This is a genomic window from Nonomuraea mesophila, assembly GCF_004352805.1.
GTDB classification, from domain to species: domain Bacteria; phylum Actinomycetota; class Actinomycetes; order Streptosporangiales; family Streptosporangiaceae; genus Nonomuraea; species Nonomuraea longispora.
This window is the reverse complement of the sequence record NZ_SMLD01000078.1, coordinates 21522-41368: the sequence shown is the minus strand read 5'-3', so window position 1 is coordinate 41368 and position 19847 is coordinate 21522. Positions and strand designations below refer to the sequence as shown.

At 71.6% G+C, this 19847-nt stretch carries 19 protein-coding genes; 13 read left to right on the top strand and 6 right to left on the bottom strand.

All coding sequences use genetic code 11. The annotated features are described in order from the left end of the window. Positions 1-52 precede the first annotated feature (52 nt). Together E1295_RS26575 and E1295_RS26570 are read right to left on the bottom strand one after the other, a co-directional pair. A complete protein-coding gene (locus E1295_RS26575) occupies positions 53-361 on the bottom strand; it encodes a ubiquitin family protein (protein ID WP_201761224.1) in 309 nt (102 codons plus the stop codon). 3 nt (positions 362-364) lie between these two features. Beyond that, positions 365-1444, bottom strand: a complete 1080-nt coding sequence (locus tag E1295_RS26570) for a WD40/YVTN/BNR-like repeat-containing protein (protein WP_132633791.1) — start codon at positions 1442-1444, stop codon at positions 365-367. A 152-nt stretch (positions 1445-1596) separates the two neighbouring features. Here E1295_RS26570 and E1295_RS26565 point away from each other — a divergent pair, with 152 nt between their 5' ends. After that, complete coding sequence (locus tag E1295_RS26565; RefSeq protein WP_132633789.1) at positions 1597-2388, top strand: helix-turn-helix domain-containing protein; 792 nt, start codon at positions 1597-1599, stop codon at positions 2386-2388. Positions 2389-2895: 507 nt separating this feature from the next. On the opposite strand, the gene E1295_RS26560 is transcribed toward E1295_RS26565, so the two are convergent. Both E1295_RS26560 and E1295_RS26555 read right to left on the bottom strand, forming a co-directional pair. After that, positions 2896-4491, bottom strand: coding sequence for a sialidase family protein (locus E1295_RS26560; RefSeq protein ID WP_132633787.1), 1596 nt, complete (start codon positions 4489-4491; stop codon positions 2896-2898). Between the two features lie 83 nt (positions 4492-4574). Then, entirely contained in the window at positions 4575-5693 is a 1119-nt protein-coding gene (locus tag E1295_RS26555; RefSeq protein ID WP_132633785.1) for a globin domain-containing protein, read from the bottom strand. A 459-nt stretch (positions 5694-6152) separates the two neighbouring features. On the opposite strand from E1295_RS26555, the gene E1295_RS26550 reads away from it, so the two are divergent. Genes E1295_RS26550 through E1295_RS26540 form a run of 3 tightly spaced genes read left to right on the top strand, consistent with a single transcriptional unit; the run spans position 6153 to position 8539 of the window. Continuing rightward, positions 6153-6839, top strand: a complete 687-nt coding sequence (locus tag E1295_RS26550; RefSeq protein WP_132633783.1) for a gamma-glutamyl-gamma-aminobutyrate hydrolase family protein — start codon at positions 6153-6155, stop codon at positions 6837-6839. Between the two features lie 9 nt (positions 6840-6848). Next, positions 6849-7778, top strand: coding sequence for an alpha/beta hydrolase (locus E1295_RS26545; RefSeq protein WP_132633781.1), 930 nt, complete (start codon positions 6849-6851; stop codon positions 7776-7778). Continuing rightward, a complete protein-coding gene (locus tag E1295_RS26540) occupies positions 7760-8539 on the top strand; it encodes an enoyl-CoA hydratase/isomerase family protein (protein ID WP_132633779.1) in 780 nt (259 codons plus the stop codon). The genes E1295_RS26545 and E1295_RS26540 overlap by 19 nt, the downstream gene beginning before the upstream one ends. 300 nt (positions 8540-8839) lie before the next feature. Here the strand turns inward: E1295_RS26540 and E1295_RS26535 are convergent, their stop codons facing one another. Next, a complete protein-coding gene (locus E1295_RS26535) occupies positions 8840-10021 on the bottom strand; it encodes an acyl-CoA dehydrogenase family protein (RefSeq protein WP_132633777.1) in 1182 nt (393 codons plus the stop codon). A 26-nt stretch (positions 10022-10047) separates the two neighbouring features. Then, positions 10048-10638, bottom strand: coding sequence for a class I SAM-dependent methyltransferase (locus tag E1295_RS26530; protein WP_132633775.1), 591 nt, complete (start codon positions 10636-10638; stop codon positions 10048-10050). A gap of 129 nt (positions 10639-10767) precedes the next feature. On the opposite strand from E1295_RS26530, the gene E1295_RS26525 reads away from it, so the two are divergent. The 9 genes from E1295_RS26525 (at position 10768) to E1295_RS26485 (ending at position 19838) form a co-directional block, all read left to right on the top strand. Then, positions 10768-12372, top strand: coding sequence for a sensor histidine kinase (locus tag E1295_RS26525; RefSeq protein ID WP_246080370.1), 1605 nt, complete (start codon positions 10768-10770; stop codon positions 12370-12372). Continuing rightward, entirely contained in the window at positions 12369-13046 is a 678-nt protein-coding gene (locus E1295_RS26520) for a response regulator (protein WP_132633773.1), read from the top strand. Before E1295_RS26525 ends, E1295_RS26520 begins: the two co-directional genes overlap by 4 nt. Positions 13047-13097: 51 nt before the next feature. Then, positions 13098-13685: a phosphoribosylanthranilate isomerase gene (locus tag E1295_RS26515; protein ID WP_132633771.1), complete on the top strand. Its 588-nt coding sequence runs from the start codon at positions 13098-13100 to the stop codon at positions 13683-13685. Further along, the gene (locus tag E1295_RS26510) at positions 13685-14467 is read left to right on the top strand and encodes a GNAT family N-acetyltransferase (protein WP_132633769.1); all 783 of its coding nucleotides are present in this window, start codon (positions 13685-13687) and stop codon (positions 14465-14467) included. Before E1295_RS26515 ends, E1295_RS26510 begins: the two co-directional genes overlap by 1 nt. A 158-nt stretch (positions 14468-14625) precedes the next feature. Then, complete coding sequence (gene clsA, locus E1295_RS26505; protein WP_132507165.1) at positions 14626-15207, top strand: cardiolipin synthase ClsA; 582 nt, start codon at positions 14626-14628, stop codon at positions 15205-15207. A 4-nt stretch (positions 15208-15211) separates the two neighbouring features. Then, a complete protein-coding gene (locus E1295_RS26500; protein ID WP_132633767.1) occupies positions 15212-17716 on the top strand; it encodes a mannose-1-phosphate guanyltransferase in 2505 nt (834 codons plus the stop codon). A gap of 279 nt (positions 17717-17995) precedes the next feature. Beyond that, positions 17996-18508: a double zinc ribbon and FHA domain-containing protein gene (locus E1295_RS26495; protein ID WP_132633765.1), complete on the top strand. Its 513-nt coding sequence runs from the start codon at positions 17996-17998 to the stop codon at positions 18506-18508. A 67-nt stretch (positions 18509-18575) separates the two neighbouring features. Continuing rightward, positions 18576-19235 (top strand): transcriptional regulator FtsR, encoded by a 660-nt coding sequence (ftsR, locus tag E1295_RS26490; protein ID WP_220448899.1) that lies wholly within the window; start codon positions 18576-18578, stop codon positions 19233-19235. Between the two features lie 132 nt (positions 19236-19367). After that, positions 19368-19838, top strand: coding sequence for a bifunctional nuclease family protein (locus E1295_RS26485; protein ID WP_090771501.1), 471 nt, complete (start codon positions 19368-19370; stop codon positions 19836-19838). Positions 19839-19847: the final 9 nt, after the last annotated feature.

The following is a 19847-nucleotide window of genomic DNA, read 5'->3' as shown; positions in this document are numbered from 1 at the left end:
TCCCCGGCCGGAGCGGCGGGCCCGGCCGGTGTCACGGCCGGTGGCGACGGGCTCAGGCGAGCGCGGGCAGCACGTAGACCTCCGCGCCCGGCGGCAGCGCGCAGTCGAGGCTGCCCAGCCCCCGGGCGTTCTCGCCGCACACGATCATGCTGATGTGCCTGCGGATGCGGCCGTACTCGTCGCGCAGCCGCTCCTCCAGCAGCGGATGCGTGCGCCGGAGCATGTCGAGGGCCGAGCCGAGCGTGGGCGGGGAGTCACGGTCGGCGCCCACCGCGAAGACCTTGACCTCCTGCATCCCGCTCACCCACCTGCGCAGCGAACTGGGCAGCACGAACACGACCAACATCACCGGTCTGCTCATGAGTCAGAGCACCGCCGCGCGCACGGTGAGCACGTCGGGCAGGTGCCGGCCGACCAGCGACCAGGTCTCGCCGTCGTCGCGCGAGCAGTGGACCTCGCCGTCGCGCGTGCCGAAGAACACCCCCGCCCCCGACGCGGTCATCGCGTCACGCAGCACGGCCGCGTGGACGGGCTCTTCCGGCAGGCCCGCCGAGAAGGGCTGCCACGTCTCGCCGGTGTCGTCGCTGCGGTGGACGCGGTAGCGGTGGCCGACGGGTGTGCGGTCCATGTCGGCCGTGAGGGGCAGCACGAAGACCGTGCCGGGCCGCGACGGATGGGTCACGATCGGGAACCCGAAGTCGGACGGCAGCGCCGAGCCGATGTCGTGCCAGTCGCCGCCGAAGTCGTCGCTGCGGTAGACGCCGAAGTGGTGCTGCAGGTAGAGCCGATCCGGCACGGCCGCGTCGGCGGCGACCTTGTGCACGCACTGGCCGAACTCGGGGAACTGGGCGCCCTCCGGCAGGAACGGGGCACGGATGTTCTGGTTGGCCGCCTCCCACGACAGGCCGCCGTCGCTCGTGCGGTAGAAACCGCCGGTCGAGACGGCCACCCCCATGACCGCCGGGTCGGTGGCGTGGCAGATGATCGTGTGCAGGCACAACCCGCCGCCGCCCGGCTCCCAGAGCGGGCGGTGGGGGTGCTCCCACAGGCCTTCGACGAGCCGGTAGGTGACCCCGCGGTCCTCGGAGCGGAACAGCGCGCCCGGCTCGACGCCCGCCCACACCACGCCGGGCTCGGACGGAGAGGGCGTCAGCTGCCACACCCGGGCGAGCGTGGCCCCGGTCTTCTCGGGGAAGGCGATGGGCGGCTGCTCGGCCTCCTGCCAGGTCTGCCCGAGGTCGTCGGAGTACATGACCGACGGACCGAAGTGGCCGTATTCGACCCCGGCCAGGAGCCGGGGCGTGGCACCGCGCGTGTCGATGGCCACCGAGGGCACCGCGATCGTGGAGAACTGGATCGGTTGCAGCTCGAACGGGCCGCCGTCCGCCGAGCGGGCCAGGAACAGACCCTTACGGGTGCCGATCGCGAGCACTGCGTCACTCATGACATGCTCCCATGTTCGCTTTGCGGCCATCGTGCCACGCGCCACCGACAGTTACCGAAGTCTGGGAGATTCCCGTCGCCCGTCACCGGTCCGGCGCCGCTTGACCTGGGAGGTAATCGTCCGCATTCTCCCCAGGCGCTAACGTTCCGGATATGAGAGCGGTAGTCGTACATGATGAGTCTTATGGTGATTTGCTGCGGTCATGGCGGCAGCGGCGGCGGGTGAGCCAGCTCGATCTGGCCATCGAGGCCGGGGTCTCCGCCCGCCACATCAGCTTCCTTGAGACCGGCCGCGCCCGGCCGAGCCGCGCGATGGTGCTCAAACTGGCCGAGGAACTGGAGGTGCCGCTGCGGCACCGCAACCGGCTGCTGGTGTCCGCGGGGTTCGCACCGATCTATGCCGAACGCGCGGTGCGGGCTCCGGAGATGCACATCGTACGCCAGGCGCTGGACCGGATCCTGGCCGGGCACGAACCGTACCCGGCGCTCGTCGTGGACGCCGCCTGGAACCTGGTGGCGGCCAACCAGGCGGCCGGGATGTTCATGGACGGCGTACCGGCGGAACTGCTGGCGGAACCGGTCAACGTGATGCGCCTGTCCCTGCACCCCGACGCGATGGGCGGGCGCCTGCTCAACCTGGCCGAGGTACGTGCCCACCTGCTGCACCGGCTGCGCAGGCAGGCCGAGGCGTCCGGCGACGGGCACCTGGCCGAGCTCCACGACGAACTGGCGTCCTACACCTACCCGGGGGTGGACCTGAACGTGGCGCACGTGCCGGGGCCCGGGGACATCCTGCTACCGCTGCGCGTCGCCGCCGGTGACCGGGTGCTGTCGATGTTCACCACGATCGCGACGTTCGGCACGCCGATGGACGTGACGGTCTCGGAGCTGGCCATCGAAACCTTCTGGCCCGCCGACGAAGAAACCGCCGCCACCTTCCGCTGACCACCCGCCCCGCCCTCCGCGTGCGTCCCACGCCCGCGCGCTTCGCCCGCGCCTTCTGGTGGTCGTTGGGGCCCGCCGTATCTCCGCCACTCCCCCGACGCCTTCCCGCCTCCTCGGTGCGCGTTTTGCCCCCGCCTCGCGATGGTCGCTGAGCCCGGCCGCCTCCCCGGCGCCTCCCCGCCGCGCGGCGCAGCGCGCTGCCGGTAGCGCTCCACCGTCAACGCCGGCTCGGATCGCCGCGTCCCCTCGTCACGTCGCCGGCTCGCGCCGTCGTCCTTGCGCGCGTCTCGTCGTCGTCTCGTGTGGTCGTCCTCCGGCGCCTCCCGCCGTCGGCTTGCGCCGTCGTCCGTCCGCGTGTCCCGCCCGTCGGCTCGTCGCCCGGCGACGGGACGCATGCGAAGGACGGAGCGCCCCGCGACGGGGAGGCGAGCCGCCGTCCGCGCGTGCCGTCGTGAGGCCGTGCGTGTCCCTGTGGACCCCCGTGTGGTCCGCGGGCCCCTGCGGTCGTCACCGGGCGGTGGTGGGGCGGTGCGGGCCGTCCTCGCCCGGCGCTATGGCCACCTCGGCCGAGATCGGGGCCGGGCCTCCGCCCGTGATCGGCAGGCCGCCGGAGACGGTGTAGGTGCGTACGTCCAGCGCCCCGCCCGAAGGCGGCGCCGCCACCGTGAAGGCCGCATGGGCGCCGCCGCCGGGCACGACCGACGTGGAGATGTAGTCGCCCGCCATACGGCCGTGCGCGGTGTCGGCGAACCACTCCAGCGGCATCCCCCCATGCAGTTCACGAGGGGCGGCCCAGGTGGCCCCGCCGTTGGCCGAGGAGGTGTAGCCGACCGTGAGGCGACACGTGGCGGCGGTGCACGCGGGGTCGGCGTAGCGGTAGTAGGTGAGGGCGAGCCGGACCGTGCCGCCCGCGCTGGAGCGGTCGACGCCCAGGCCGGGGATGAAGTGGTCGCCGCCGTCGCTGGTGGCCCGCATGACGCGGCTCCACTCCTCACCGGTGGCCGAGCTGCTCAGCACGATGTCGTTGCCGGCGCACCGGTACTGGAAGCGGCAATCGTGCCAGGCGACGTACACGGCGCCGGTCGCGTCCGTCTCGGCCGACGGCAGAGGCGCGGCACGCAGTCCGCCCGCGACCGTGTGCCGGCGCACGGTGGTGACCGGCACGCTGGGCTCCCAGCTCGCGCCGCCGTCGCCGGAGCGGATGGACCGGACCTCGTCCTCGTCGCTCAGGTACGGCACCACCACGGCGCCGTCAGGCCGCACGACCGGCTGCCCTCCGAGCCCGCTCTCCTGGGTGGGGGTCACCGTCCAGGTCAGTCCGCCGTCGGAGGAACGCGCCATCATGATCGTGTTGCCCGCTGCGTGGTCGTCGAACGTCACGTGGCAGTGGCCGTAGAAGGGGCTGGCCGGAGTGTTGTCGCAGACGATCCAGCTCTTGTCCAGATCCCCGCCGTCCCGATCCCCGCCGTCCCGATCTTCGCCGTCCGGGTTCTCGCTGTCTGGGTCTCCGCCGGTCCGGTCCCCGTCGTCCGGGTTCTCGCCGGCCTGGTCCGCGTCCCCGTTCACGTCGCCGTCGGCGGCTGTGGCGACCGTTACCGGCGCGTCCCAGGTGCGGCCGCCGTCGCCGGAGCGGCTGGCGAGCACCGCCGTCCCCCTGATCCCGCCCCGCTCCGACAGCGCCAGCGACGCGATCAGCCAGACGCGGTGCCGGGCGTCGTAGGCGACCGACGGGTCGCTGACCCGGTCATGGGAGCCGCCGCCGAACGTGGTGATCCCCGGCAGCACCCCTTTCGTCCAGGTTCCGCCGTTGTCGGGGGAGGCGGCGAACGCGATGCCCGTGGCGCCCCCGTCGAAGAACCTGCCCGACTGGTGCGCGGTCACGATGGCCGAACCCCACTGGTAGGTGTCGGCTCCGGCCTGGGTGCCGTGCCGGCTGGTGGCGTTGGCGTACGGGTCGGACCCGAGCTCGGTCAGCGGGACCGCCGCGGCGGAGGGGGAGGCCGCGGCGGAGGGGGAGGAGGAAATGAGGAGGAGCGTCGCGACGATGACGGCCGGTACGGACGAGAGCCCGCCGATTCCTCGGCGCCTGGCGGGGGCTGGCACGGTCCACCTCCACTTGGCGTGTCAGTTACAGCTGGCACCGTCCCGCCGCCGCTGTCAACCTTTTGATCGCCGGCCGGTTCCCGTCATCGCCCGGCGTGCACGACGTCGCGGTGGATCCGTGGCAGCGGTACGCCGTCCTGCTGCAGGCAGCGCACGGTCTCGTTCACCATGGGCGACGGGCCGCAGACGTACACGTCGTGCTCGGTCCAGGAGCGTAAGCGCCGGACGGCGTCGGGCAGGTGGCCGCGCATCCCGTCGTACGACGGCTGGTCCGACACCACGGGCACGACCCGCAGCCAGGGGAAGGCCGACTCCATCCTGATCAGGTCGGGCAGGTCGTACAGCTCTCCGGCGGTGCGGGCGCCGTACAGCAGGTGGATGGCGGGCCGGCGGCCGGAGGCGATGATGGACTCGACGATCGCCTTCAGCGGCGCCAGGCCCGTGCCGCCCGCCACGCACAGCACGTCCCGTACGCTCTGCTCGCGCGGTGTCATCGTGCCCGTCGGCGGCCCCAGCATGACGGTGTCGCCGACGCGCGTGTGCCTGGTCAGGGTCGTCGACACCCAGCCGCCGGGCACCGAGCGCACGTGCAGCCTGATGGTGTTGTCCTCGCGCGGCGCGTTGGCGATGGAGAACGTGCGCCACACGCGGGGCCAGCGCGACGTCTGCACGGTGACGTACTGGCCGGACGTGTACGGCAGCCGCTGCGCGGGCCGCAGCGTGATGACCGCGATGTCCTGGTGGCGCAGCTCGTGGCCGACCACCTCGGCCACCCACCAGGCGGGCGAAACCCCCGCGTCGGCCTCGGCCGAGTCGATCATCATCTTGGCGGCGGCCGCGTACGCCGCCATCCAGGCCTCCTCGATCTCGGCGGTCCAGACGTCGGCGGCGAAGCGGCGGACCGTGGCGAGCAGCGCCTTGCCCACGGCCGTGTAGTGCTCGGCGACCACGCCGTACTTGCGGTGGTCCCTGCCCATCTGGCCGAGGTACGCCGCCATGCTGTCCGGGCTGTCCAGGCTCCACACGATCCTGGTCAACGCGCTGAACAGCCGGTCGCGCTGAACGTCCAGAGCCGGCGGGAACAGGCCTCGCAGGTGCGGATTCTCAGCGAACAGCCGGCCGTAGAAGTAGGCCGTGGCCTGTTCGGCCACCGGCTCGATGACGGAGAAACTCTCCTTGACCAGGCGCGGATTCAACGACATATTCCCACCCCACTTGTGACCGGAAAGGCATTCCGGTCTTGTCGTTCACCTCCCTGACGGTTCCGGGTCGTGAGCGCACGTCCGTCCCCGGCAGCTCCGATGCGCTCGCAAATGAGTCTTACACCACCGATGACGCGTCACAACCATTTCCCTCCAATAAGGTGCGAAGCAGAATCTCGCGCCGCGTTGGCCGTACGATATTTCTCAGTTTTTCGGACATAAATCCCGAACAAAAGTCACTTTCATCTTTGTAGGGATGAGTCAGGTCCGGGACGCGCGGCCGAGGGCCGCCGCGGGCGCGGGCGGCGTCCACCGCTCCGGCCGCGTGGGAGGCACGTGGCGGGAGGGGATCTTGAGGAGGGGTGACATATCGGAAAGACTGTGCGCCATGATGGGCATGTAGCCGTCACCTCGACCGGCTGGTGGCCGAACGAACTCCACCATGCCCCTGGAGATCGCATGTCCCGTCCGCTGATCGGTATCACCGCCTACTTCGAGGCCGCCCGCTGGGGCGACTGGGTGCGGGAGGCCGTACTCTCGCCGCCCTCCTACGCCAAGGCGGTCGACCGGGCCGGAGGAGCCCCCGTGGTGCTCCCGCCGCTCGGCCTGCACGCCATCGACGACTACGTACGCGGCCTGCATGGCGTCGTCCTGGCCGGAGGGGTGGAGGTGGAGGCCTCCGCCTACAACGGCGAGCACGACGACCGCGTCCCCGAGGGCCAGCCGCACCGCGACCGCTTCGAGCTGGCCCTGGCCAGGGCGGCGGTCAAGGCCGACGTGCCGATCCTCGCCATCGCCAGAGGCATGCACGTGCTCAACGTCGCCCAGGGCGGCACCCTGATCCCCTGGCTGCCCGAGGTGCTCGGCAACCACCGTCACGCCGAGCCGGGCACCCCGCACACGCTCCAGGTCAGCGTGTCCAGCAAGCTCGGCAAGGCGGTCGGCGAGCAGGTCGAGGTCGTCACTCCGCACCACCAGTCGGTGCGCCGCCTCGGCACCGGGCTGCTCGCCGTCGCGTGGGCCGACGACCAGATCGTCGAGGGCATCGAGGTGCAGGGCCACAGGTTCGGCGTGGGCGTCCAGTGGCATCCCGAGCGCGACGTCGAGGACCGGCTCTTCGATGCGTTCATGGAGGCGGCCCGCTAGGCTGCGATCATGCCGCTGCACCCTCAGTCGCGGGACTACATCGCCGTCCATCCGTCGGATCTGGGCGTTGATCCGGCCATGCTCGACCCGGACGGGATCCAGGAGTTGCGCGCACATGACGGCCTGGCGGCCCAGCGCGGTCCGCTCACCAAACTGCCCTACGTCCGCGACGAGCGCGCCGAGGGCGTGCCGATCCGGATCTACCGCGCCGACCCCGGCGACGCCCCGCTGCCGGTAGTGGTCTACTTCCACGGCGGCGGATGGGTGCTCGGCAGCGTCAAGCGCAACGACGCGCTGGGACGCGACCTGGCCATCCGCACCGGTGCGGTGGTGGTGTCGGCCGACTACCGCCTGGCCCCCGAACATCAATTCCCCGCCGCCGCGGACGACGCCTGGACGGTGGTGCGCGACATCTTCGCCAGGCCCGCCTTCTACCAGAGCAACGGCCGCGTGGCGGTCGTCGGCGACAGCGCGGGCGGCAACCTCGCGGCCGTCGCCGCCTGGCAGGCCCGCGACGCCGGGCTGCGGCTGGCCCACCAGGTGCTCGTCTACCCCGTGCTCGACGTGGCGATGGACACACCCAGCTACTCGGAGTTCGCCAAGGGCTTCGGGCTGGAGGCCGGGGAGATGGCGTGGTTCGCGCGCCAGTACGCCCCCGACGCCGACCCGGCCGACCCGAGGCTGTCCCCGCTGCGCCTGCCCGACGTCGCCGGCCTGGCGCCCGCCACCATCGTGACGGCCGGGCACGACGTGCTCCGCGACGAGGGCGAGAGCTACGCGCAGCGCCTGAGGCAGGCGGGCGTGCCGGTCGGGCTGCGCAGGTTCGACGGCGCGGTGCACAACTTCTTCGGCCTGCCCGGCCTGTTCGACCAGGCGGGCGAGGCCCGCGACCACATCGCGGAACGGCTGCGAGAGGCGCTGTGCCCTACACCAAGCTGAAGATCGACACCCCCGCCGACGGGGTGCTCCGGGTCACGATCAGCGAGCCCGGCCGGCTCAACGCCGTCGACGCCGCCGCCCACCGCGAGCTGGGCGAGATCTGGCGCGACGCCGACCGCGACGACGGCGTGCGCGCCGTGCTCGTCCGCGGGGAGGGCACGGCGTTCTCCGCCGGCGGCGACCTGTCCATGATCGAGGAGATGACCCGCGACCACGCCACCAGGCTGCGCGTGTTCACCGAGGCCCGCGACATCGTCTACAACGTGCTCAACTGCTCCAAGCCGATCGTGTCGGCCATCCGGGGCCCCGCCGTCGGCGCCGGGCTCGCCGTCGCGCTCCTGGCCGACATCTCCGTCGCCGGGCGCACCGCGCGGATCATCGACGGTCACACCCGGCTCGGCGTCGCCGCCGGCGACCACGCCGCGATCGTCTGGCCGCTGCTGTGCGGGCTGGCCAAGGCGAAATACCACCTGCTGCTGTGCGAGCCCGTCACGGGCGAGCAGGCCGAGCGGATGGGCCTGGTCAGCCTGTGCGTCGACGACGACCAGGTGCACGACCGGGCGATGGAGATCGCGGTCCGGCTGGCCGAGGGCGCCCAGGAGGCGATCAGGCTGACGAAATACTCGCTCAACAACTGGCTGCGCCTGGCCGGGCCGTCGTTCGACGCCTCCCTCGCCATGGAGTTCCTCGGCTTCACCGGGCCCGACGTGCGCGAGGGCGTGCGCGCCCTGCGGGAGAAGCGGCCGCCGTCGTTCGGCTGAGCGGCGGGTGTGCTTGCCGCCCGCTCGGGTAGGCGCAGCCCGTAGGTCGACCAGATGGTCGCGCCGGCACCGGCGGGCACGGTTCGCCGAGGCCGAGACCGCCGCCCCGGGGGACGCGGAGCCGAGGGTCTCGCAGGCGTCCGGCGCAGTCCGTACGACAGCTAAGGGGGAGACAGCGTCGCGGCGACGGGCCTGGCGGACGGCGAACGCGCCGGAACGGGCGTCGGCGCTCCACGCCCAGGGGCCGTACCGGCCGCAGGGCCGCTAAACGCCTTCCTGGCCGCACCGGCCCGGAGGCCGCTAGAAACTGCGGGGGAGTCCGAGCACCTGGGTCGCGAGGTAGTTGAGCAGAAGCTCCTCGGTCACAGGTGCGACCTTCGCGATCCGGGCGTCGGTCAGCAGCCTGGCCACCGGATATTCGTGGGAGTAGGCCATCCCGCCGTGCGTCTGGAACGCCGCGTCGGCCGCCTCCCAGGCCGCCTGCGAGGCCGTGAGCTTGGCGATGTTGGCCTCGGTGCCGCACGGCAGCCGCCGGTCGAAACACCACGCGGCCTTGTAGATCATCAGCCTGGCCAGCTCGATCTTGGCCTTGACCTGTGCCAGCGGGAACGAGATCGCCTGGTTGGCGCCGATCGGCCGGCCGAACACCTCCCGCTCCTTGGCGTAGTCGACGGCCACCCGCAGCCCGACCTCCGCGGTGCCGAGCGCCGAGGCGGCCAGCAGCACCCGCTCCGGGTTGAGGATGTCCCACAACACCGCCACGCCCTGGTCGACCTCGCCGACCACGTTGGAGGCGGGCACCCGCAGGTCGTCGATGAAGACCATGTTCGACGGAGTGGTGTTCGCGCCCATCTTGGGGATCGGCCGGTACGTCAGCCGCCCCGCGGCGACCGCCTCGGGCACGTTCACCAGCAGCACCGTCAGCCCGTGGGTGCGCGGGCGCGCCTCGGCGGCCGGGACCGTCCTGGTCACCAGCAGCATCCAGGTGGCCCGCTGCACGCCGGTGATCCAGATCTTCTGCCCGTTGACCACGAAGTCGCCGCCGTCGCGCCTGGCCGACGTGGTGATCGCCAGTGAGTTGGACCCGGCGTCCGGCTCGGTCAGCGCGAAGCAGGTCTCGACCTCGCCGGTGGCCAGCCTGGGCAGCAGCTCCGCCCGCTGGCTCGCCCTGCCGTGCCGGTCGATCGTGAGCGCGCCGAAGCCGGGAGTCAGCACGTACGTGAACGCCGCCCCGCCCGCCGCGCCCGACGCCGACAGCGTCTCCGTGGCCACCGCGAGCTCCAGCAGCCCCTGGCCGCCGCCGCCGTGCTCCTCCGGCACCGCCAGGCCCAGCCAGCCGCCCTTCGCCAGCTCGTCCCAGACCTCCTCAGGCCAGCGCCGGTCGCTCTCGCACCGCTGCCAGTAGCTGAGGTCGTAACGGGAGCAGATGTCGCCGATGCCGCGCTGGACGGCGAGGGCGCTGTCCGGAAGGGTGAAATCCATCACACCATCGTAGAATGATGTTCTGATCAGGGTCGAGGCCGCCTCGCGTGGAACACGAAGGCCGGGGGCGGGTTGCGCCACACCGTACGCCCCGGCACGACCTCCTCGAAACGCTCGGCCAGCAGCGAACGGAACCGCCTGGCCCTGCTGAGCGGGATGGCGTGCACGTAGGAGAACGTGGTGAACGCCGCCACCGGGCTCATCGCCGACGTCACGGCACGGAGCAGCTCATGCTGCGTCTCCTCGGGGAAGGCCGCCCACGGCAGCCCGCTGACCACCACGTCCGCCTGCCGCAGCCCCCGCTCGCGCAGCAGGTCGCCGAGCTTGGCCGCGTCGGCGTGTGCCACGTCCACGGCGGGAAAACGTTCGGCGAGCAGCCGCGCCATCAGGTCGTTGACCTCGACGGCGAGATGGTGACCGCGCCCGGCGAGCCGCTGCTGGATCTCCGCGGTGAACGGGCCGGTGCCCGGCCCCAGCTCCACCACGGTGGGCTCGCCCCTCTCGGGGATCGGCGCGCAGACGTTCGCCGCGAGCCGCCGCGAACTCGGGGCGACCGCGCCGATCTTGGAGGGGGCACGCAGGAACTGGCCTAGGAAGAGTGCGGTGTCGTTCGACATGGCACGACTTTAGGGGCAAGATCTTGAAAGGTCGCTCCATCCTCAGGGCGGATGTCCGGCCAGTTGGAGGAGGCGCGCTCGCCTGGCGGGCGGATCGGCTCTCCATGCTGGGCGGATACCGTTGTGCCCATGCGCTGGCGCGGTGCCCCTCTCGATGTCCTGCTCGCCGTCTCCGGCGTGGGCCTCGACCTGCTCACGACGGCGCACGCGGGCGACACCGCGTTCCTGCCCGCCGAGATGAACGTGCCCATGGCGCTGCTGGTGGGCCTGCCCATGGGGATCGTCCGGCACCGGCCGGTGCTGGTCACCTGCTATCTGGCCGTGCTGCTCGTGGTCACCGACCAGATCGGCTCGTTCACCTCCAACACCGCGCAGATCCTCATCTGCGTCGCCGTCGGCGTGGCGGGCCACCGCTCCGGGCTGCGGGCCACCGCCGCCGCCGTGGCCGTCACGATCGTCGCCACCGCGTGCAACATCGCCGACCCCGGCTTCGCGCCCACCGCCAACACCTGGATGTACTCCGTCCTCCTGCCGGTCTTCCCCGCCGTGCTCGGCGCCTACCTGCGCAGCACGGCGGGCCGGCTGGAAGAGCGCGACGTCACCCCCGACGCGCTGCTCGCCGCCGGCGGGGTCGCCATCACCGTGCTCAGCACGTGGAGCTCCTGGCACCTGGGCGAGCAGCCCGTGTGGGTGGTCGGGCTGCTCGCCGTCGTGGGCGGGCTGTCGCTGGGCATCGCCAGGCGGCTGCCGGGGCTGGTGTTCCTGCTGCAGGGCGTGCTGCTCGTCTCCGCCGACACGTACCTGAACAACACCGTCAACACGTGCGTGATCCTCACCCTGACCGCGATCGGCGTGTTCTCCATGCGGGTGGGGTCATGGGCCTGGGTCGCGGCCGCCTACCTGACCGGGTGCCTGCTCACCGCGATCGCCGTCGTCGGCAACGAGACCGAGATCACCCCGCTCCGCGTCGGCGTGCTGATGACGCTGGTCGCCACGCCGATCGCCATCGGCCGCTACCTCGGCATGAGACAGGCCGCCCTGGCCGCCGAACGGCTGCGCGCCGAGGAGTCCGCCCGCGCGGCCGTCGCCCAGGTGCGCGCCGACCAGCTCGCCGAACGCGAGCGCATCGCGCGCGACGTGCACGACATCGTCGCCCACCACGTCGGGGCCATGGTGCTGCGCGCCGGCGCCGCCCGCTACGCCGCGCCCGACGGCCCCGTCGCCGACGCGCTCACCGACATCCGCGACACGGGCCACCAGGTGCTGCAGGACCTGCGCGAGCTGCTCGACCTGCTGCGCGACCCCGACAGGCAGCCCGGCCTGCTGGCCAACCCCGCCGACGTCATCCGTGAGGCCGCCGAACGCGTGGCCGCCGCGGGCCTCGACGTCGACCTCGATCTCGACCCGGCCGCCGACCACACCCCGCTCATCGCCCGAGCCTCCGCCGCCCGTATCGTCCAGGAAGGACTCACCAACGTGCTCAAACACGCCGGACCAGGCACGAAGGTCCGCGTCAGCGTCACCCCGTCAGGCGACGGGCTTTCCGTGGAGATCCGCAACGGCCGTCCGCCTGCCGACATGGAACGCCTGCCTTCCTCCGGGCGCGGGCTGGCCGGCATGCGCGAACGGGTCCGCGCCCTCGGCGGCACCCTGTCCGCCGGTCCCGACGGCGACGGCGGCTGGCTCCTGGCCGCCCGCCTGCCCGTCCGCCTGTCCCAGGGGAGCGCCGCGTGATCCGGGTGCTGATCGCCGACGACCAGGCACTCGTACGCGCGGGCGTGCGCATGCTGCTGCAGGCCGCGGGCGACATGGAGGTGGTCGGCGAGGCCGTCGACGGCGCCGAGGCGGTGCGCCTGGCCGAGCACCACCTGCCCGACGTGATCCTCATGGACCTGCGCATGCCCAGGGTCGACGGCCTGGAGGCGATCAAACGTGTGCTAAGGGCCCGTCCGGGGTGCCGGATCGTGGTGCTGACGACCTTCGCCGAGGACGCCAACGTCTACGCCGCCCTGCGCGCGGGCGCGGTCGGGTTCCTCGTCAAGGACGACGATCCCGAGCGCATGGTGGACGCCGTGCGCCGCGCGGCCGCCGGCGAGCAACTGCTGGCGCCGTCGGTGTTGCGCAGGGTCGTGGAACGCTTCCTCGCCGCCGGGGAGGAGCACGTCTCGCCCGCGCCGCCCGCCGGGCTGACCGACCGGGAGGTCGAGGTGCTGGCCCTGGTGGGGGCGGGCCTGTCCAACGCGGAGATCGCCGAGGAACTGCACGTGGGCGTCACCACGGTCAAGACCCACATCGCGGCGGCGATGGACAAACTGGGCCTGCGCAACCGCATCCAGGCCGCCGTCGTCGCCCACCGGACCGGCCTGGTCGACGCCTCTTTCCGCCCCGTGCACCCGCGCCGCGGCTGAGCGCGGTGCCGCGGTCGCCGCGGGGCGGGCGCCGCCGCTACAGTCGGAGGTGTGTACGTGAAGATCTGCGGGCTGACCGATCCCGGGCAGGTGAGCGCCGCCGTCGAGGCGGGAGCCGACGCCGTCGGGCTCGTCATGACCCGCAGCCCCCGCAGGATCACCACCGAGAAGGCGGCCGCGCTGGCCGCGCTCGTGCCCGCCCACGTGCTCACCGTCGGGGTGTTCCGCGGCGAGGACCCCGAGACGGTGCGCGCGGCCGCGCTGGCGTCAGGGGTGCGGGCCGTGCAGTTGCACGGCCGGCACCCGCACGGCGACTTCACCGCGTTGAAGGACCTCGGCGTGCGCCTGGTCAGGGCCGTCGACGCGGAGGCCGACCTGCGATGCGGCGCCTTCGACGAGGACCTGCTCATCGTCGACGCGCCCCACGCGGGGTCGGGCCTGCCCTGGGAGTGGGCGGCCGTGCGCGGCCGGCCCTCCGGGCGATGGCTGCTGGCGGGCGGTCTCGACCCGGCCAACGTCGCCGGCGCGATCGCGGAGGCCGAGCCGTGGGGGGTCGACGTCTCCAGCGGCGTCGAGACCTCTCCTGGGGTCAAGGACCCGGCTCTCATCAGGGCGTTCATGAAGGCCGTGCGCGGCTGATGGACATGCTTCCCGGCGCGGCGCCGGCCGACCTGGCGCGCGCCATCGGCTTCGTCCACGCCTTCGCCCGCCGCAGGGCGTCCGCCGAGGTGCCGGTCCCCGGCGGGTTCGCGGTGCTGGACGACCGCTTCCCCGGCTCCTACGACGACAACAAGCTGATCGTCGGCTCCGGCGGCCCGGGCGCCGACGAGGTGCTGCGGGCGGCGGACGAGGTGCTCGCCGGGCGGGCGCACCGGCTGGTGTGCGTGGACGACGACCGGCTAGGAGCCGCTCTCGCACCCGCCTTCGCCGCCGCCGGCTACGAGCACGAGACCAACCTGATCATGGCCTACCGGGGTGAGATTCCCCACGATCCGCCCCCGGCCGAGCGGCTGGAACTGACGGAGTTGCTGCCCGTGCTGCGCCGCGACTGGCGCCAGGTGATGCCCCAGGCGCCGGACGACGTGATCGACGGGCTCGCCCGGCGGGTGGAGCGCCGGCTGCGCGGCGCCGATCAGGTGGGCTTCCGCGCCGTCCGGGCCGGTGACGGCCCGGACGGCGAGATCGCCGCCAGGGCCGACCTGTACGTCGACGGCGGCATCGCCCAGATCGAGAGCGTCTTCACCAGCGTGCCGCACCGGGGCAAGGGCCACGCGCGGGCCCTGATGGCCGCGCTGCTCGCGGAGGCGGCCGAGGCCGAGCTGATCTTCCTGGTGGCCGACGCGGACGATTGGCCGAAGGACTTCTACGCCAGGCTCGGCTTCGAACCCCTCGGCTGCACGCACGCCTTCCTGCGCGCCTGACGGCCGCACTCGGAAGGGGCGGCCACAGGCGTCCGTGCCCGGCAGGTCAGCGGGACCAGGCGGGGGCGGGCCGGGCTTCCGGATCGCCGGAGTGGCCGTCTGGAAGGGGGTCCGGACGGGAGCGCTGTGGTGGAGTTTCACGCAGTAGGGTCTGCTGCGTGAGCGATACTTCCGCCGAGGACCGGATCTGGACGGTTCCTAACCTGCTGAGCTTCCTGCGCCTCCTGGGCGTCCCCGTGTTCCTCTGGCTGGTTCTGGGGCCCAAGGCGGACGGGTGGGCGATCGGGATCCTCGTGGTCGCCGGGTTCACGGACTGGCTCGACGGGAAGATCGCCAGGGCCTTCAACCAGACGAGCAGGCTGGGCAGGATCATCGATCCGGCGGCCGACAAGCTCTACGTCTTCGCCACCATCTTCGCCCTGCTGCTGCGCGACGTCATCCCGTGGTGGCTGGTCGCGGTCATCGTCGGACGCGAACTCTTCGTCGCGTGTTCCTTCCCCGTACTTCGCAAACACGGCTATAAGGCACTTCAGGTGCATTTTCTGGGCAAGGCCGCCATGTTCAATCTCATGTACGCCTTCCCTCTCCTCTTCCTGGCCTCCCACACTGGGTGGTATGCCGATATAGCACGAATTGTCGGGTGGGCGTTCGCCCTATGGGGAACGGGTCTGTACTGGTGGGCGGGGGTGCTGTATGTGGTACAGGTGCGCCGGCTCGTAACCTCGGCCAAGAAGGAGTGATCGGGTGAAGGCGGTCGTCATGGCAGGCGGGGAGGGCACTCGGCTGCGTCCGATGACCGCCAACCAGCCCAAGCCCCTGCTCCCCGTGGCCAACCGCCCGATCATGGAGCACGTCCTGCGCCTGCTCAGGCGGCACGGCATCACCGACACCGTGGTCACCGTCCAGTTCCTGGCCGCGCTCGTGCGCGCCTACTTCGGCGACGGCGACGAACTCGGCATGAACCTCCAGTACGCCACCGAGGACCTGCCCCTCGGCACCGCGGGCAGCGTCAAGAACGCCGCCGACCGCCTCCGCGACGATCGTTTCCTGGTCATCTCCGGGGATGCGCTGACCGATTTCGATTTAACGGACATGATCCGCTTTCATCGTGAAAATGCGGCTCTCGTGACGATCGGGCTGAAACGCGTACCGAATCCGCTCGAGTTCGGGATCATCATCGTGGACGACGAGGGCAGGGTGCAGCGGTTCCTGGAGAAGCCCACCTGGGGCCAGGTCTTCTCCGACACCGTGAACACCGGCGTGTACGTCATGGAGCCCGAGGTCCTCGACATGGTGGCCACCGGCGAGCCCGTCGACTGGTCCTCCGACGTCTTCCCCGCCCTGCTCGCCCGCGGCGCCGCCATCTACGGCTACGTGGCCGACGGCTACTGGGAGGACGTCGGCACCCACGAGAGCTATCTGAAGGCCCAGGCCGACGCCCTGTCCGGCAAGGTCGCGGTGGACATCGGCGGCTTCGAGCTCTCGCCCGGGGTCTGGGTGGCCGACTCCGCCGCGGTCGACCCCGACGCCGTGCTCAAGGGCCCGCTGCTCATCGGCGACTACGCCAAGGTCGAGGCAGGGGCCGAGTTGCGCGAGTACACCGTGCTCGGCAACAACGTGGTCGTCCGCGAGGGCGCCTTCCTGCACCGCGCGGTCGTCCACGACAACGTCTACCTCGGCCCGGGGGCCCACCTGCGGGGCTGCGTCATCGGCAAGAGCACCGACGTGATGGCCGGGGCCCGCATCGAGGAGAACTCCGTCATCGGCGACGAATGCGTCATCGAGGCCGAGGCGTACGTCTCCAGCGGCGTCAGGGTCTACCCGTTCAAGACCATCGAGGCCGGAGCGGTCGTCAACACCAGCGTGATCTGGGAGTCGCGCGGCCAGCGCAACCTCTTCGGCACGAGGGGCGTCAGCGGCCTGGTCAACGTCGAGATCACCGCCGAGCTCTGCGTCCGCCTGGCCAGCGCGTACGCCACCACCCTCAAGAAGGGCGAGCACGTCGTCACCTCGCGCGACTGCTCGCTGGCCGCCAGGGCGCTGAAACGGGCCGTCATCGGCGCGCTCACCGCGGGCGCGATCAACGTCCTGGACCTGGAGGCGGCCCCGCTGCCGGTGGCCCGCTTCCACACCGCCAGGGGGTCGGCGGCCGGCGGGATCGCGCTGCGCACCACGCCGGGTGACCCGCAGAGCGTGGACATCGTCATCATGGACGACCGCGGCGCCGACCTGCCCCCGGCCGCGCAGCGCAAGCTGGAGCGGGTCTTCTCCCGCCAGGAGTTCCGCCGCGCCTTCCCCGGTGAGATCGCGGAGCTCGCCTACCCGGCCAGGGCCGTCGAGGACTACACCCAGGAGCTGCTGCGTCACGCCGGCGTGACCGGGGTCAAGGACATGAAGGTCGTCGTCGACTGCGCGGGCGGCACCTCCTCTCTGGTGCTGCCCACGCTGCTCGGCCGGGTCGGCGTCGAGGTGCTCACCGTCAACGCCCGCCTCGACGACGTCTCGCCCACCGAGACGCTCGCCGGGCGGCGGCGTGACCTGCAGCGCCTGTCCGAGCTGGTCGGCTCCTCGCGGGCGGCCTTCGGCGTCAGGTTCGACCCGGTCGGCGAGCGCATCGCCCTGGTGGACGAGATGGGCCAGCTCATCAGCGAGGAACGCGCCCTGCTCGTCGTGCTCGACCTGGTCGCCGCCGAACGCAGGAGCGGCCGGGTGGCCCTGCCCGTCACCACGACCAGGGTGGCCGAGCAGGTGTGCCGCTTCCACGGCGTGCAGGTGCAGTGGACGTCCACCGCGCTCGACGCCCTCACCTCGGCCGCCGCCGGCCCTGACATGATCTTCGCGGCCGACGGGCGCGGCGGCTTCGTGGTGCCGGAGTTCAGCCCCGCGATCGACGGGCTGGCCGCGTTCCTGCGCCTGCTCGGCCTGGTCGCGCGCACCCGCCTGTCGCTCAGCCAGATCGACGCGAGGATTCCCGAGGTCAGACTGCTCAGGCGGACGGTGCCGACACCGTGGGCGGCCAAGGGCGCCGTCATGCGCTCGGTCATCGAGGCGGCCGAGGCCGAGCCCGAGGGCCGGCGCATCGACACCACCGACGGGGTGCGGGTGGCCCGCGAGGACGGCAGCTGGGTGCTCGTGCTGCCGGCCGCCGCCGAGCCGGTCACCGACCTGTGGGCCGAGGCGCCCGACATGGACGGCGCGCAGGCGCTGCTCGAACGCTGGGCCCGCATCGTGGAACAGGCCGCCCAATGACCACCGGCACGCCGTGGCTTCGGGCGCGTGGAAAAAGGGTGGAGCGCGATGTGCGCAGAAGGTCCCGCAAGATCGTAATGTAGAAACGCGCGGCGGCATGGACCGAAGGGCGGGGGCGGCGGTAACTTTGTCTGCGTCCTGACCACAGTCCAGCGCCCCCGTCTTGACCTTTGCCGCTGATCAGCGTAAGTTGCGGCATTCGCAAACTTGAAAAAGCGAAGCGAGGCGCGCTCCAGAGCACCGTCGCCGCGTCTTCGCGGTAGGAGGCCGAGCCGATCGATGCCGAGCGTCTACTGCACGCAGTGCGGGCACGCCAACCCCGAGGATGCCCGTTTCTGTTCCCGCTGTGGGTCACCGCTGACCAGACTCGAGGTCGCCGGGGACACCACATCGACGATCTCGGTGGCGGGAATCGAGGCGTATGAGGCTGAGACAGGCGACATGCTCCAGGCCGAGCGGGCGCTGGTCGAGCAGCTGCCGCCCGGCGCGGCTCTGCTCACGGTGACCAGGGGGCCCAACCAGGGCAGCCGCTTCCGGCTCGACAAAGACCTGACCACGACCGGGCGCCATCCGGAGAGTGACATCTTCCTCGACGACATCACCGTCTCCCGCCGTCACGTCGAGTTCTACCGCCACCGCGGCGGCCAGTTCTCCGTGCGCGACGTGGGCAGCCTCAACGGCACCTACGTCAACAGGGAGCGGATAGAGGAGGTTCCCCTGCACTCCGGTGACGAGGTGCAGATCGGCAAGTTCCGACTCGTCTTCCTGATGCGGGGCAGCTCCGGGGCATGAGGGGGCGAAGCGGGCGGCCGGCGTACGCCGTCTCGTGCGTGGCCATGCGGCAAGGGGAGGAGCGCGCATGACGTCACAGGCGGCACGCTCGCACATGAGCATCGGGGAGGTGCTCGCGCTGCTGCAGGGCGAGTTTCCCGATGTCACCATCTCCAAGATCCGGTTCTTGGAGGGGGAAGGGCTGATCGAGCCCGAGCGCAGCCCGTCCGGCTACCGTAAGTTCACGCACCTGCACGTGGAGCAGCTGCGTTTCATCCTCACCGAGCAGCGCGACCACTACCTGCCGCTGCGGGTGATCAAGGACAGGATGGCGGAGGGCTTCGGCCGTCCGCGAGCCGTCCAGGACACCGACAAGCAGGAGATCAGGCTCAGCAGGGCCGAGCTGATCGAGGCCGCGGGCATCGACGAGGAGACCCTCGACGAGCTGGAGGACTACGGCCTGCTCGCGCCGGTGGCCCGTCGCTACGACGAGGAGGCGCTCACGGTGGCGCGCACCGTCGGCGCGCTGGCCCGCTTCGGCCTGCGCGCCCGGCACCTGCGCGCGGTCAAGGCGGCGGCCGAGCGGGAGTGCGGCCTGGTGGAGCAGACCGTCGCGCCAATACTCAAGCGGCGCGCCCCCGGTGCCATCGGCGAGGCCGACGAGGTGGCCAGGGAGCTTTCCTCGCTCCTGCTCGACCTGCACGCATCCCTTGTGCGCACGGGCGTCCGGTCCGTCCTGGGGCGTTGAGACCGTAGCGAGCTGGGAGGCGGGGGCACATTCCAGGCCCGCCGGGTGTTACGTTGAATTGCAGAAGCCAGTCAGCAGAAGCAACGACCAAATAGCTGTGCCGGGACACCGGTCAGGAATACGGAGCAGCCCGTGTTGCAGATGGAGGTTGTGGGCGTTCGGGTCGAAATGCCCACAAATCAGCCGATCGTCTTGCTGAAGGAGGCACACGGGGAGCGGTTCCTTCCTATATGGATCGGCATGACGGAAGCCACGGCCATCGCCCTGGCCCAGGCAGAGGAGCCTCCGCCGCGGCCGCTCACCCACGACCTCTTCCGAGACGTGCTGAGCGCCCTGGGCGTAGGCCTGCGGGCGGTCAACATCGTCGCCCTGCGTGACGGCATCTTCTTCGCCGACCTGGTGTTCTCCAACGGCGTGGAGGTGAGCGCGCGGCCGTCCGACTCGATCGCGCTCGCCCTGCGCACGGGGGCGCGCATCTTCGCCAGCGAGGAGGTCGTCCAGGAGGCCGGGGTGATCATCCCGGACGACCAGGAGGACGAGGTGGAGAAGTTCAGGGAGTTTCTTGACACGATCACTCCCGAGGACTTCGGCCGGGCGGGGTAGGTATTTCAG

What these genes read in the sequence shown, in the direction of transcription:
- ftsR (WP_220448899.1), top strand. Translation starts at nt 18,576, where the DNA reads ATGACGTCACAGGCGGCACGCTCGCACATGAGCATCGGGGAGGTGCTC.
- E1295_RS26510 (WP_132633769.1), top strand. Translation starts at nt 13,685, where the DNA reads ATGGACATGCTTCCCGGCGCGGCGCCGGCCGACCTGGCGCGCGCCATC.
- E1295_RS26575 (WP_201761224.1), bottom strand. Translation starts at nt 361, where the DNA reads ATGAGCAGACCGGTGATGTTGGTCGTGTTCGTGCTGCCCAGTTCGCTG.
- E1295_RS26565 (WP_132633789.1), top strand. Translation starts at nt 1,597, where the DNA reads ATGAGAGCGGTAGTCGTACATGATGAGTCTTATGGTGATTTGCTGCGG.
- E1295_RS26535 (WP_132633777.1), bottom strand. Translation starts at nt 10,021, where the DNA reads ATGGATTTCACCCTTCCGGACAGCGCCCTCGCCGTCCAGCGCGGCATC.
- E1295_RS26555 (WP_132633785.1), bottom strand. Translation starts at nt 5,693, where the DNA reads ATGTCGTTGAATCCGCGCCTGGTCAAGGAGAGTTTCTCCGTCATCGAG.
- E1295_RS26550 (WP_132633783.1), top strand. Translation starts at nt 6,153, where the DNA reads ATGTCCCGTCCGCTGATCGGTATCACCGCCTACTTCGAGGCCGCCCGC.
- E1295_RS26570 (WP_132633791.1), bottom strand. Translation starts at nt 1,444, where the DNA reads ATGAGTGACGCAGTGCTCGCGATCGGCACCCGTAAGGGTCTGTTCCTG.
- E1295_RS26495 (WP_132633765.1), top strand. Translation starts at nt 17,996, where the DNA reads ATGCCGAGCGTCTACTGCACGCAGTGCGGGCACGCCAACCCCGAGGAT.
- E1295_RS26530 (WP_132633775.1), bottom strand. Translation starts at nt 10,638, where the DNA reads ATGTCGAACGACACCGCACTCTTCCTAGGCCAGTTCCTGCGTGCCCCC.
- E1295_RS26545 (WP_132633781.1), top strand. Translation starts at nt 6,849, where the DNA reads ATGCCGCTGCACCCTCAGTCGCGGGACTACATCGCCGTCCATCCGTCG.
- E1295_RS26525 (WP_246080370.1), top strand. Translation starts at nt 10,768, where the DNA reads ATGCGCTGGCGCGGTGCCCCTCTCGATGTCCTGCTCGCCGTCTCCGGC.